Source organism: Nocardia sp. NPDC002869 (genome assembly GCF_046764065.1).
GTDB classification, from domain to species: Bacteria; Actinomycetota; Actinomycetes; order Mycobacteriales; family Mycobacteriaceae; genus Nocardia; species Nocardia rhamnosiphila.
The window spans coordinates 1-12,726 of sequence record NZ_JBKOOL010000165.1 but is presented as its reverse complement, the minus strand read 5'-3'; the positions used below and the strand labels follow the sequence as shown (position 1 = coordinate 12,726).

The 12,726-nt window shown below is 69.1% G+C and carries 9 protein-coding genes and 1 pseudogene; 2 read left to right on the top strand and 8 right to left on the bottom strand.

Annotation, left to right across the window (positions count from 1 at the left end; translation table 11 throughout):
- The 5 genes and pseudogenes from ACLML9_RS23875 to sucC form a co-directional block, all read right to left on the bottom strand.
- Nucleotides 1–225 (bottom strand): annotated as a pseudogene (locus ACLML9_RS23875) (phosphoribosylglycinamide formyltransferase); the annotation flags it as partial.
- 139 nt (nucleotides 226–364) lie between these two features.
- Complete coding sequence (locus ACLML9_RS23870; protein WP_411947619.1) at nucleotides 365–1,933, bottom strand: DUF6350 family protein; 1,569 nt, start codon at nucleotides 1,931–1,933, stop codon at nucleotides 365–367.
- Nucleotides 1,934–2,000: 67 nt separating this feature from the next.
- Nucleotides 2,001–2,921, bottom strand: coding sequence for a DUF5336 domain-containing protein (locus tag ACLML9_RS23865; RefSeq protein WP_411947618.1), 921 nt, complete (start codon nucleotides 2,919–2,921; stop codon nucleotides 2,001–2,003).
- A 221-nt stretch (nucleotides 2,922–3,142) separates the two neighbouring features.
- Complete coding sequence (gene sucD / locus ACLML9_RS23860; protein ID WP_411947617.1) at nucleotides 3,143–4,057, bottom strand: succinate--CoA ligase subunit alpha; 915 nt, start codon at nucleotides 4,055–4,057, stop codon at nucleotides 3,143–3,145.
- Between the two features lie 41 nt (nucleotides 4,058–4,098).
- Nucleotides 4,099–5,262, bottom strand: a complete 1,164-nt coding sequence (gene sucC, locus ACLML9_RS23855; protein WP_411947616.1) for an ADP-forming succinate--CoA ligase subunit beta — start codon at nucleotides 5,260–5,262, stop codon at nucleotides 4,099–4,101.
- A 608-nt stretch (nucleotides 5,263–5,870) separates the two neighbouring features.
- Between sucC and ACLML9_RS23850 the strand changes: the two genes are divergently transcribed.
- Entirely contained in the window at nucleotides 5,871–7,154 is a 1,284-nt protein-coding gene (locus ACLML9_RS23850; protein WP_411947615.1) for a M23 family metallopeptidase, read from the top strand.
- A 52-nt stretch (nucleotides 7,155–7,206) separates the two neighbouring features.
- Here ACLML9_RS23850 and ACLML9_RS23845 read toward each other — a convergent pair whose 3' ends face one another.
- The gene (locus ACLML9_RS23845; protein ID WP_411947614.1) at nucleotides 7,207–7,632 is read right to left on the bottom strand and encodes a hypothetical protein; all 426 of its coding nucleotides are present in this window, start codon (nucleotides 7,630–7,632) and stop codon (nucleotides 7,207–7,209) included.
- A gap of 38 nt (nucleotides 7,633–7,670) precedes the next feature.
- On the bottom strand, nucleotides 7,671–10,394 hold the full coding sequence (gene pcrA, locus ACLML9_RS23840; protein WP_411947613.1) for a DNA helicase PcrA: 2,724 nt from the start codon (nucleotides 10,392–10,394) through the stop codon (nucleotides 7,671–7,673).
- 341 nt (nucleotides 10,395–10,735) lie between these two features.
- Here pcrA and ACLML9_RS23835 point away from each other — a divergent pair, with 341 nt between their 5' ends.
- Complete coding sequence (locus ACLML9_RS23835; RefSeq protein WP_030522366.1) at nucleotides 10,736–11,047, top strand: chorismate mutase; 312 nt, start codon at nucleotides 10,736–10,738, stop codon at nucleotides 11,045–11,047.
- A 91-nt stretch (nucleotides 11,048–11,138) separates the two neighbouring features.
- Here ACLML9_RS23835 and ACLML9_RS23830 read toward each other — a convergent pair whose 3' ends face one another.
- Nucleotides 11,139–12,593, bottom strand: a complete 1,455-nt coding sequence (locus ACLML9_RS23830) for an NAD-dependent succinate-semialdehyde dehydrogenase (RefSeq protein ID WP_411947612.1) — start codon at nucleotides 12,591–12,593, stop codon at nucleotides 11,139–11,141.
- Nucleotides 12,594–12,726 lie beyond the last annotated feature (133 nt).

Genomic DNA, 12,726 nt, shown 5'->3' with positions numbered 1-12,726 from the left:
GGGGGGGCCCCCCGCCCCCCCCCCCGCGACCCGGAAGGTGGGAACGCCCGCCGCTGCCGCATGTTCGACGGCGGCGCACTCCCGGTCGACGCCCACCGCGTGGATCCGCGCCGGATAACCGGGGTCGGCGGCGGCGTCGAGCAACGCGCGCAGCAGCGAACCGGCCCCCGAGGCGAGTACGACCAGGCCGGCCGGGGTGGAATCGGTGGGTTCCGGGGCGGTCAGGGCTCTACTCCTGGAGTTCGAAGGAACGGCGGGCGGGGTCCACCCGCCGGCGGGGACGAACCCGCGGCACGGATAGAGCCTAGTAGACGCGGTCGGGCCCGCCTGCGGCGGCGGTGAGCCGGAGCCGGACCGGGCGCGGTCAGTTCCGGCGGCCGTCTCCGTCGAGCGCCTCCGGTTCGACCACTTCCGCGTCCACGATCTCGGGTGCCGTCTCCGCGGCGGCGGCGATCCCGGCGCCGGGTCCGGGCGTCTGGTCCTCGACCACCTCGGCTTCGACCTCCAGTGGCTGCTCGGGCCCCGGCGACTCGGCGCGTGGCCGGTCGAGCAGACCGGCGTAACGGCCGGCCGCATCGGTGGTGGAATCGCCCGGCAGCTCCGGGAGCCGCCCCGCCGGTAGCGCGCGGTCCGCCGGCGCCCGGCCGCTCCCGTGTTCGTCGGAGTAGCAGTCCTCGTCGTAGTCGATATCGTCCGGGTCGAAGAGCGCGTCGGGATGGCGCATCAGCGGGGTGGGGAAGGAGACGACGAAGGTGCGCGCGAAGAGCAGACCGGCGTAGCCGGGAATCGCCAGCCAGGCGATCACCGCCAGGGCGAACACCGGAAGCTCGAGGCCGAGGCGCCCGAAGTTCCCCAGTTCTCCCCCGGACAGCGCGGCCAGTGCGGTGAGCGCCGCGCTCCCGAGCCCGGCCGCGGCGAGCAGCGCCCAGGGCGCGCCGGGACGGTCGTAGCTCACCCGGGCCGATTCCACGCCCCCGTACACGCCCACGGCCGCCGGGACGAGCAGCAGCACGGCCCACCAGAGCACGGCCGGACCCGTCGGTACCGCGGCGAGCACCGGGACCGCGGGAATCGGTCCACCGACCACGGTGAACACCCCGACCGACGCATCACCGAACTCGACCCCCGGCCCCACCAGCACCCCGACCCCGGCGACCACGGCGTTCGGCAGGTACAGCAGCGAGAGCAGGGTGAGCCCGAGTACGTCCACGATTCCCTCCGCGGACCCGTAGGCTTCGCCGACCCGCGACCAGTGCACCAGCAGGGCCGACACCAGCAGCACCGCCGCGGCCGCCAGCAGGCGCAATACGGCCCGGCCCGCCACGTACGCGGCCGCGATCACGTCGTAGGGCAGACCCTCGAAGAGGCGTTCCCGGCAACGAAACGCGATACCGCACAGGACGGCGGTCAGGTGCAGGAGCAGCACCCAGCCGAAGGCGGTCAGCGGGTTCGGACGTTGCAGGGCAATGGATCCCGACGCGTCCTCGGTGACCGCCAGACATACGGCGGTGATCAGCAGCGGCCCACCCACGGCGGCACCACACAACCAACCCAGCTCGGCCCGGGTGGGTTCGGTATCGGTGGCGGCGACGGCTTCCCGGGCGGCGGCCCACAGCAGCAGCGCGGTCGGCAGCACCGGTAGCAGGCCCACGGTCGTACTGCCGATGAGCAGCGGCACCTGGTGCACGGCGAGCCACCCCGCGGCCACCGCGCCGCTCAGACCGGTGAGATCGCTGCCCGCGGTGAAGAGGGTCACCAGCATGGTGACCACGACGACGGCCAGGGCGAAAGCGGCGGGCCGGAAGGCCACGAAGAGAAGCACCCGCGCGCGATCGGGCGGTAGCGAGAGAAAACCCGGCTCGTCGCCGGAACGCGTCGAACTCCTGCGTGCCCCCCGGAGCGGGTGGTTCGACGAGGTACGCGGGGAACTCATGGATTTCAGAGTGGCAGCCACCCCGGCGCGGGCGCTTCAGGCGCGCCGCGCCGGGTGCTGCCGGTGCTCACTTCTGGTCGTCGGACTGCCGGAACGCGCGGGTGGCGTCGGCGGCCGGATCGGACGGCTGTTCACCACCGAACGGCTGGGCCTGCTGACCCGGCTGCTGCGGCTGCTGACCGTAGGCCTGCTGCTGCGGCTGCTGGCCGTAGGGCGAGGGTTGCTGGCCACCGGCATACGGCGACTGCTGCGGCTGCTGGCCGTAGCCCTGCTGCTGTTGCTGCTGGGCGTAACCCGGCTGCTGACCGTAGGCCGCCTGCTGCTGACCGTAGCCCGGCTGCGGCTGCTGACCGCTGCTGTACTGCTGGCCGTAACCCGGCTGCTGGCCGTAACCCTGCTGCTGCCCCTGGTACTGCTGCTGGCCGTAACCCTGCTGACCGCCGGGGAATCCGGTCTGCGCCGCCGGACGAGCGGCCGGCGGGGTGAGGATTCCGGTGTCGAACAGCACGACCGCCACCGCGAGACCCGTCTGCACCAGCGCCAGCACCAGGATCAGGTAGAGCCCGATCTCGGCCTTCGCGCCCTCGGGCAGGCTGAACAGCTGGAACAGGATGGTGACGAAGGTTCCGGCCGCCACCGCGGCCGCCACACCGACCCAGTCCTGTTTGGGCAGCAGCGACAGGCCCGCGAGGATCGCGGCGATCAGCAGCAGTCCGCCGATCGTGGCTTCCTGGTACTCGAACAGGTTCAGGCTGGTATCGGCCGAGGACGGCAGATCCATATCGGTATCCGCGCCCACATAGGACAGGAAGCCGAGCAGGAAGGCGATCACGCCCACCGCGGCCACACCGATGGTGAGGAAGAACGGCAGTCCTTTCCCGCCGGCCCCAGCGGCACTCCCACCACCGGCCGCCTGCTGGCCTGGATTGGGCGGAACGGAGGGCGGAACGGGTGCGTTGTACCCGGAGCCCCCGGTCGGGTATGACATGTCGTCATCTCCTAGGTCGAGTAATACGTACTTGACGGCTGAATTCTCTTTGACGCTACTGCACGCACGCGCAGAGGTCATCACCGAAGGATTCGGCCGTAGACGGCTCGATTACGCCACCGATACCGTCCACGCACCGTATTCCCGGTTGGTGCGCGACAAACCACGGAGGCCGCCCGCGCGATACGGACGGCCTCCCGGAGTTCGGCGCTGCTACCGGATCAGGCGGAAACCGCCGCCTTCTCCAGGATCTCGCGCGCCAGCGCGGCGGTCTCGGACGGCGTCTTGCCGACCTTCACGCCCGCGGCCTCCAGCGCGTCCTTCTTGGCCTGCGCGGTACCCGAGGAGCCGGAGACGATGGCGCCGGCGTGGCCCATGGTCTTGCCCTCGGGGGCGGTGAATCCGGCCACGTAGCCGACGACCGGCTTGGTGACATTGGCCTGGATGTAGGCCGCGGCCCGCTCCTCGGCGTCGCCGCCGATCTCACCGATCATGACGATCAGCTCGGTCTCCGGGTCCTTCTCGAACGCCTCGATGGCGTCGATGTGGGTGGTGCCGATGACCGGGTCGCCGCCGATACCGATGGAGGTCGAGAAACCGAAGTCGCGCAGCTCGTACATCATCTGGTAGGTCAGGGTGCCGGACTTGGACACCAGGCCGATCGGGCCCTTGCCGGTGATGTTGGCCGGGGTGATACCGACCAGCGATTCGCCGGGGGTGATGATGCCGGGGCAGTTGGGGCCGATGATCCTGGTCTTGGCGCCCTTCTCCACGTTGTAGGCCCACGCGTAAGCGGTGTCCTGCACCGGGATGCCCTCGGTGATCACCACGAGCAGCGGGATCTCCGCGTCGATGGCCTCGATGATGGCGTCCTTGGAGAACTTCGGCGGAACGAACGCGATGGAGACATCGGCGCCCGTCTTCTCGATGGCCTCGGCCACCGTGGCGAAGACGGGCAGCTCGACGGCATTGCCGTCCTTGTCGGTGTGCGAGACGGTGGTGCCCGCCTTACGCGCGTTCACACCGCCGACGACCTGGGTACCGGCCTCGAGCATCAGCGCGGTGTGCTTGGTGCCCTCGCCGCCGGTGATGCCCTGGACGATGACCTTCGAATCCTTGTTGAGGAAAATAGACATAGTTCTGTGTGTCCTTTACTGGGCGTGCCCGGGTAGTCGACTCAGCGGGCCGCGAGTTCGGCGGCCTTGTCGGCGCCTTCGTCCATGGTCTGTGCCAGCGTCACCAGCGGGTGCGCGGCCTCGGCGAGGATCTTGCGACCCTCCTCCACCCGGTTGCCGTCCAGGCGGACCACCAGCGGCTTGTTCGCTTCGGCGCCCAGGATCTCGAGGGCCTTCACAATGCCGTTGGCGACCGCGTCACACGCGGTGATACCACCGAAGACGTTCACGAAAACGCTCTTCACCTGGGCATCGTTCAGGATCACGTCGAGGCCGGCGGCCATGACCTCGGCGGAGGCGCCGCCGCCGATGTCGAGGAAGTTGGCCGGCTTGACACCGCTGTGCTTCTCGCCCGCGTAGGCGACGACGTCCAGGGTGGACATGACCAGACCGGCACCGTTGCCGATGATGCCGACCGCACCGTCGAGTTTGACGTAGTTGAGGTCGTTCTCCTTGGCCTTGAGCTCCAGCGGATCGGTCGCGTCCTTGTCCGCGAACTCCGCGTGGTCGGCGTGCCGGAACTCGGCGTTCTCGTCCAGGGTGACCTTGCCGTCGAGCGCGAGGATCTCGTTGTCCGGGGTACGGACCAGCGGGTTGACCTCGACCAGGGTGGCGTCTTCGTTGACGAAGACCTCCCACAGCTTCTGGATGGTCACCGCGGCGGCGTCCAGCACGTCGGCGGGCAGGTGGCCCTGCTCGGCGATCGAGCGGGCGAACGCGAGGTCGACACCCTTGACCGCGTCGACCGGGACCTTGGCCAGCCGGTCGGGCTTGGTGGCGGCGACCTCTTCGATCTCCATACCGCCCTCGACCGAGCACATGGCGAGGTAGGTGCGGTTGGTGCGATCGAGCAGGAAGGAGATGTAGTACTCCTCGGCGATGTCCTTCGCCTCGGCGACCAGGATCTTCTTGGTGATGTGACCCTTGATGTCCAGGCCGAGGATGTTCTGCCCGTGGGTGAACGCGTCGTCCGGGGTGGCCGCGTACTTCACGCCACCGGCCTTGCCGCGGCCGCCGACCTTCACCTGGGACTTGATCATCACCGGTTTGCCGATTTCCGCGGCGATCGCGCGGGCATCCTCGGCAGTGTCGGTCACGCGGCCTTCCGACGAAGGCACCCCGTGCTTTACGAAGAGCTCCTTCGCCTGATATTCGAAGAGATCCATGTACTCACCGTCTCGTCTGCGTTGCTATGACAACGTCTTTGTTGGCGGCCCGACGTCGGTAGCGGGTCGCTCGGACTCTAACCACTCACAGGCACGCCCGATCGGGCACGTTCATCCTAAGTGGCGCAGGTCACGAGCCTTCCCGCGGGGAGGGTAAAGCCGCAGGCCAAGACTACCGGCGAGTAGCTTTCGAGTGAGCCGCAGGCGGTGCACGGCGACCGTCCACACGAGAAGGACGATCGCGGCCGCGGGATCACAGGACAGAGTGTCCGACGGTGAGCCGCACTCGCGAGAGAAACGTGATCAATGTCACAGTAACGTTTGAATACGTCCTACCGCTTGCCGCGTCGCAATCGTTTCGTTACCGTCGAAGCCGGTCGATGTCACAGGCCGATCACAAACGTTGCACAGCGTGGATGCTTGCGCACCTAGTTGTTCCGCGAGTAGAGATCTCCGTGATATTGCTCCCTGAGCAGGTTTAGAGAGGACGGCAGCTTGACGCAGCACCCCGCTCCGCAGTCGCAGAGCCGTTCGGCAGCAGCCCTTCCGGCACCGCATCCCGTCACCATCGGCCGGAAGTCCGGTGTCAGTCGGATGCGAACCGGCCGATGAACCACCGCGGCACCCTCGACGCCCACCCCGACGGTCGCGCCCGGCGCCGGCACGAGAACGCGCAGCCGGCCGAATCGGTCCAGACGTTCAATGCATTCGCCGCACCCGGTGACAGCCGGGGCCGCAGGCGCCCGCTCAACACCGCCGCCGCCTCGGCCGCCGCCGATGCCCACCGCACCGCCGCCGACGACTTCTGGGCGACCAACCAGGGCTGGGCCGATTCCCAGGCCGACAGCTGGTCCGGTAGCGAACAGCAGGCAGCGCAGGACACCTGGCAGCAGGGCGGGTGGCAGCAGAACGACAAGCCCGTCTGGCACAGCGATCCGAACTGGAACACCCACCAGAGCTGGACCGAGGCACAGTCGTGGTCCGACGCGCCCGCGCAATCCTGGTCCGATCCCGGCCCCGCGCCCTACGAGCCCGGCGGCCGAGCGGATTCCGATCACTACGCCAGACCCACGACGATCGCCGAGGCGCTGGAGAGCGCGCCGGTCGCCGAAGACGAGCCGGAGGAAACCCGGCAGTCGCGCTCCCGGGGCGCGCATCGGGTAGCTGCCCCGCCGTCCGCGCTCAAGGGCCGCGCCGCGGTCGTCGCGGTGGCCGCGGGCGCGGTGGTGGCCGCCGGACAGTGCGCCACCGCCGAACCCACCGATCACAAACAAGCACAGCAGGCCACCGATTACGAAGCCGCCGGGTCGGTTCACGAGATCGCCGCCCAGTCGATGGCGACCGAGGACCCGGCCGTCGTATCGAACACGGCGTCACCGCAGATGCTCGGCGGCAACCTCCCGGTCGACACCAGCCGCTTCGGCGAGATGCTGGCCAACGGCGCCGAATTCGCGGAGGATCTGGCCCAGGCCGAAGAAGCCAAGTTCCGCCCGCTGTTCGCGAAGTTCGCCAGCGGCGCGTACACCTCCGGCTTCGGCGCCCGCTGGGGCGTCCAGCATCTCGGCATCGACGTGGCCGCGCCGATCGGCACCCCGATCTACGCGGTGGCCGACGGTGAGGTCATCGATGCCGGGCCGGCCTCGGGTTTCGGGATGTGGGTACGTCTGCTGCACGCGGACGGCACAGTGACCGTCTACGGGCACGTCGACACCACCACCGTCTCGGTGGGCGAGTACGTGTATGCCGGAGACCAGATCGCCACGATGGGCAACCGCGGGTTCTCCACGGGCCCGCACTGCCACTTCGAGGTATGGCTCAACGGCAGCGACAAGATCGATCCGGTGCCGTGGCTGGCCACCCGGGGGATCAGCCTCACCGGCAACGGCGACTAGACCGGCCCGCCGCCCGCCGGATGCGAGCCACAGCACCCGGGCGCGGTCGTTTTCACGGTGCGGCGGCGATCGCCAGCCCGATCAGCGCGATCACCTTGGCGATCTCCAGCCCGATGTACCAGTAGTGCGCCGTCGAACGCGGTAACTCCTCACCCGCGAGCACCCGATCCGAGCGGCGCGACAGTGGCGGGCGCACCACGGCCAGCTGAGCCACCAGAACCACCACCGCGATCGCGAGCCACACCCACACCGCCCCGGCGGGCGCCAGCACGACGGCCGTCACCAGCAGCACCGCCGCCAGCACGACCTCCACAGTGTTCAGCGCCCGGAACACCAGCCGCCCGATACCCAGCCCGAGTTCGGTGGTGACCCCGGGCGCGCGGAATTTCAGCGGCGCCTCCAGGAACGAGATGGCCAGCACCATGCCGAGCCAGAGCATCGGCACGAACCACATCAGATGCCGCGCGACAGACTCCATGATCGGAACCTACCGCGCGGCCGAACCCCGCAGGGGCGCTACAGCTTGGTGAGGGTCTGACTGAACTTCGGGATGAGCCGGATGGTGCCGCTGGTCCCGAAATCGATCGTCACACTCGCCATATCGCCGACCCCGTCCGCGGCGACCACCCGGCCGAGACCGTACTTGTCGTCACTGACCCGGTCGCCGACCGCCAGCGCCAGGCCGACATTGTTGCGGGATACGCCGCGGCGAGCCGGGCGGGCCTCCCGGATACCGGGCCGCGCCTCCCGCGACTGCGGCCAGCCGCCGGTCCAGTCCTCGTCGCTCGACTCGGCACCACGGCGGCGGCCGTACTGCGCCGGAGCCGACGACCGTTTGGGTTCCAGGCGCTGCCAGTCGATCAGATGATCCGGGACCTCCTGCAGGAACCGGGACTCCGGGTTGAACACCGGCTGCCCCCACGCCGAGCGGACCACCGCGCGGGTGAGATACAGGCGGCGGCGGGCCCGGGTGATCCCCACATAGGCCAGCCGGCGTTCCTCGGCCAGTTCGGCAGGGTCGCCGAGGGCCCGCAGATGCGGGAACTGGCCGTCCTCCCATCCGGTCACGAAGACCACCGGGAACTCCAGGCCCTTGGCGGTGTGCAGGGTCATCATGGTGACCATGCCCGAACCCTCCTCGGGAATCTGGTCGGCATCGGCCACCAGCGATACCCGTTCCAGGAAGGCGGCCAGCGAACCGGGTTCGGGTTCGCCCTCACCCGTCTCCGGTACCAGACCCTCGGCCCGGGCGGCCTCGAGCGCGTTCCGCGCCTCGGAACTGAACTCCCGGGCGACGCTGACGAGTTCGTTCAGGTTGTCCAGCCGCGCGCCGTCCTGCGGATCATCGGAGGCTTCCAGTTCCGCCCGGTAGCCGGTGCGATCCAGTACCGCCTCGACCACCGCGCCCACATCGGGGAAATCGACCTCGTCCATTTCACCGGCGGCCCGGATCTGCTCGAGCAGCGCGACGAATCCGGCGATGGCGTTGCGCGCCCGGGTGTTCAGCAGCGCGACCTCGCCGGCGGCGGCATCGCGCAGCGCCTCGGCGAAACCGATACCGCGCTGTTCGGCGTGCACCGCCACACAGGCCTCGGCACGGTCACCGATACCGCGCCGCGGGGTGTTGAGGATCCGGCGCAGACTCACCGCATCATCCGGGTTCTCCAGGACACGCAGGTAGGCGACGATATCGCGGACCTCTTTGCGCTCGTAGAACCGAACCCCGCCGACCACCTTGTAGGGCAGGCCCATCCGGATGAAGATCTCTTCCAAGGCCCGGGAGTTGTTGTTGGTGCGGTAGAACACCGCGATATCGGAGTAGGCGGCCTCGCCCTCGTCCACCAGCCGGTCGATCTCGCGCGCGACGAAGGCCGCCTCGTCGTGTTCATTGTCGGCGACGTAGCCGGTGATGAGTTCGCCCTCACCCGCATCGGTCCACAACCGCTTGTCGCGGCGGTTGCTGTTGCGCGAGATCACCGAGTTGGCCGCGGACAGGATGTTCTGCGTGGACCGGTAGTTCTGTTCCAGCAGGATGGTCTCGGCGTCGGGGAAATCGCGCTCGAATTCCTCGATATTGCGGATGGTGGCGCCGCGGAAGGCGTAGATGGACTGATCGGCGTCCCCGACCACGCAGAGTTCGCTCGGCGGCACCGTATGCGCGTCCGGTTCCGGGGCCTCGGCGCCCGGTGCGGCGGCGGCCGCGCCGGCGTCGGTATCGGCGGCTTCACCGGCCGTCCCCGCCCCCGCGGTGTGATGCCCGACCAGTTCCCGCACCAGCACGTACTGCGCGTGGTTGGTGTCCTGGTATTCGTCCACCAGGACGTGCCGGAAGCGGCGGCGGTAGTACTCGGCGACCTCGGGGTGCCGTTGCAGCAGGGCGACCGTCTCACCGATGAGGTCGTCGAAATCCAGCGCGTTGGCCGTGCGCAACCGCCGCTGGTATTCGGTGTACACACGGGCGACGACGCGCGGCAGCTCGGCGTCCTCGAATTCCGCGTCGCCGCTCGCCTGTTCCGGGCCGACGAGTTCGTTCTTCAGGTTCGAGATGGCGGTCGCGAGCAGCCGCGGGGTGTACTTCTTGGCGTCCAGTTCGAGATCCCGGCCGATCATGGTGAGCAGCCGCCGGGAATCGTCGGCGTCGTAGATGGAGAAATTCGAGTTCAGGCCGGCCAGCAGGGCCGACTGGGTACGCAGGATCCGCACACAACTCGAGTGGAAGGTCGACACCCACATACTCGCGGCGCGCGGACCCACCAGGTCGATGACCCGCTCGCGCATCTCGGCGGCGGCCTTGTTGGTGAAGGTGATGGCCAGGATCTGTCCGGGGGTGGCCCCGCGTGCGGCCAGCAGGTAGGCGATCCGACGGGTCAGCACGGCGGTCTTGCCCGAACCCGCGCCGGCCACGATCAGCAGCGGCGAGCCGGTGTGCAGTACGGCGGCGCGCTGCTGTGGGTTGAGACCCTCCAGCAGCTGTTCGGCCTCCTGCGCCCGGCGCTGCGCGGTATCGGTGCGCTGCTGTGTCTGCTCGGCCTGCACCCGCTGCCGCAGCGCGGCCAGGCCGCTCGGTGCACCGGGCTCCCGGCCCCCGGGCGCCGCCGCGCGCCGGTCGGCACCGGATAGCTCCAGGCCGGGCAGGGTCGGGGCCTCCGGCGCCGCGCCGGGCTCCGGCGAGCCGGCGGCGGAGGTGGTGGCACGGGAATTGTGCGAATCCGAACGAAGTGCTGCCGCGGTGGTGTCCATCGTCTGTTCACGCTACCGCCGCGACCCGACACGATCGAACACTCGGCCGAATTCGTCGCCGGCGGGACCACGCGGCGGGCCGATATCCCCACCAGTGAGCGTTTTGCATACATCGGTTACCGTGGCAAACTGGCAATATGGTTTGCCCTTCAGCGAAACATCCGCGCCGGTTGTGTGGACAGCTGGGCCGCAGACCGGGCACCTGAGGCCCGAACGGGGCAGGTAAAGGGGGAACGGCACTACCAGACCCGCCGGGTCTTTTTCACGCGGTGGAAGAGCTCTGGATCGGTAACACGACGCGCCTCGGCGCCGATCCAGGTTCTGACACGAGGAGATGAGAAATGAGCACACCCGCTACGGCGACCGGGTCGGGTTCGACTACCGACACGGACTCGGAGCTCCCTCGGACCGAAGCCGAGATCGAAAAGCTTCGGAAGGAGATCGACCGGCTAGATGCGGAGATCCTCACGGCCATCAAGCGCCGAACAGAGATCTCGCGGGTAATCGGACGAACCCGGATGGCTTCCGGGGGTACCCGCCTGGTGCACAGCCGGGAGATGAAAGTGCTGGAGCGTTTCAGCGAACTCGGCCAGGAGGGGCACACCCTGGCGATGCTGCTGCTGCGTCTCGGGCGCGGACGTCTAGGCCGCTAGGCCCCACAGAACCGACGCGGCGGCCCGCAGACCGCCGCAACCTCACGAACCGCCCCGGGTGACCATGCCCCAGGGCGGTTCGTACTGTTTGTCATGTCATGGCGATGTACTTGGTCGACAGATATTCCTCGATCCCCTCGGTACCGCCTTCCCGGCCGAAACCGGAAGCCTTGACGCCGCCGAACGGGGCCGCCGGGTCCGAGATCACCCCGCGGTTCACCCCCACCATGCCGCTCTCCAGGCCCTCGGCCACCCGTAGCGCCCGCTCGAGGTCCCGGGTGTAGATATAGCTCACCAGGCCGAACTCGGTGTCGTTGGCGGCGGCCAGCCCCTCTTCCTCGGTATCGAAGGCGACGATCGGCGCCACCGGGCCGAAAACCTCCTCACGGAGGATGCGCGCCTGGGTGGGGATATCGGTGAGCACGGTCGCCGGATAGAACCAGCCCGGACCGCCCGGAGCCTTCCCGCCGACCCGGACCGACGCGCCCGCGCCGACCGCGTCGTCGACCAGGCCGGCGACGGTGTTCAGCTGGTCCTCGCTGACCAACGGACCGAGCGTGGTGTCCGGATCGGTACCCGGGCCCAGCCGGACCTGGGAGTTGATCGCGGCCACGAACTTCTCGGTGAACTCCTCGACCACCGCGCGGTGCACATGGAAGCGGTTGGCCGCGGTGCACGCCTCACCACCGTTGCGCAGCTTGGCCAGCAGGGCCCCTTCGACGGCCGCATCGATATCGGCGTCGTCGAACACCACGAACGGCGCGTTCCCGCCGAGTTCCATCGAGGTACGCAGCAGGCCGGCGGCCGATTTCTCGACGAGGGTGCGACCGACCTCGGTGGATCCGGTGAAAGTGAGCTTGCGCAACCGGGGATCGTCGAGCAGCGGCTGGGTGACCGCACCGGACCGGCGGGAGGTGATCACCGACAGCACACCGTCGGGCAGACCGGCCTCGGCGCACAGCTTCGCCAGCAGCAGCATGGTGAGCGGGGTCGCCGAAGCCGGTTTGACGATCATGGTGCAGCCCGCCGCCAGCGCGGGGCCGATCTTGCGGGTGCCCATCGCGAGCGGGAAGTTCCACGGCGTGATCGCCAGACAGGGACCGACCGGCTGCTTGTGTACCAGGATGCGGCCGGTACCCGAGGGCGCATGCAGGTAGCGGCCGTGGATACGTGCGGCCTCCTCGCTGAACCAGCGGAAGAACTCGGCGCCGTAGCGGACCTCGTTCCGGCTCTCCGGCAGGGCCTTGCCCATTTCCAGGGTCATCAGCAGGGCGAATTCCTCGGCACGGGCGGTGATGCGCTCGAAGACCGTCCGCAGGATCTCCCCGCGCTCGCGCGCCGGAGTAGCGGCCCACTCCGCCTGAACCGCGACCGCGGCGTCCAGAGCCCGCACCGCGTCCTCCGGGGAGCCGTCCGCCACCTCGGCCAGCACCTCACCGTTCGCCGGGTTGTGCACCGCGAAGGTGCCCCCACCGCCGGCGTCGACGGGCCCGCCGATCCACAGTTGCTTCGGGACGGATGCGAGTACTTCGGTTTCCGATGCCATACAGGCCAGCCTAAGCGCGGAACGGATTTATTTGCGGCGCCTCCGGCGCCGCGGGTCGGGGCCCGGCCCGCCGGAGTTACCGGTGGGCAACCGCCTTCGTTCTCCTTCGTCCGGCGACCCGGGACCCGCCGCG

Coding starts and splice junctions, on each gene's coding strand:
- pcrA (WP_411947613.1), bottom strand. CDS start 10,394: ATGGACACCACCGCGGCAGCACTTCGTTCGGATTCGCACAATTCCCGT.
- sucD (WP_411947617.1), bottom strand. CDS start 4,057: ATGTCTATTTTCCTCAACAAGGATTCGAAGGTCATCGTCCAGGGCATC.
- ACLML9_RS23870 (WP_411947619.1), bottom strand. CDS start 1,933: ATGAGTTCCCCGCGTACCTCGTCGAACCACCCGCTCCGGGGGGCACGC.
- ACLML9_RS23865 (WP_411947618.1), bottom strand. CDS start 2,921: ATGTCATACCCGACCGGGGGCTCCGGGTACAACGCACCCGTTCCGCCC.
- ACLML9_RS23830 (WP_411947612.1), bottom strand. CDS start 12,593: ATGGCATCGGAAACCGAAGTACTCGCATCCGTCCCGAAGCAACTGTGG.
- ACLML9_RS23835 (WP_030522366.1), top strand. CDS start 10,736: ATGAGCACACCCGCTACGGCGACCGGGTCGGGTTCGACTACCGACACG.
- ACLML9_RS23850 (WP_411947615.1), top strand. CDS start 5,871: ATGAACCACCGCGGCACCCTCGACGCCCACCCCGACGGTCGCGCCCGG.
- ACLML9_RS23845 (WP_411947614.1), bottom strand. CDS start 7,632: ATGGAGTCTGTCGCGCGGCATCTGATGTGGTTCGTGCCGATGCTCTGG.
- sucC (WP_411947616.1), bottom strand. CDS start 5,262: ATGGATCTCTTCGAATATCAGGCGAAGGAGCTCTTCGTAAAGCACGGG.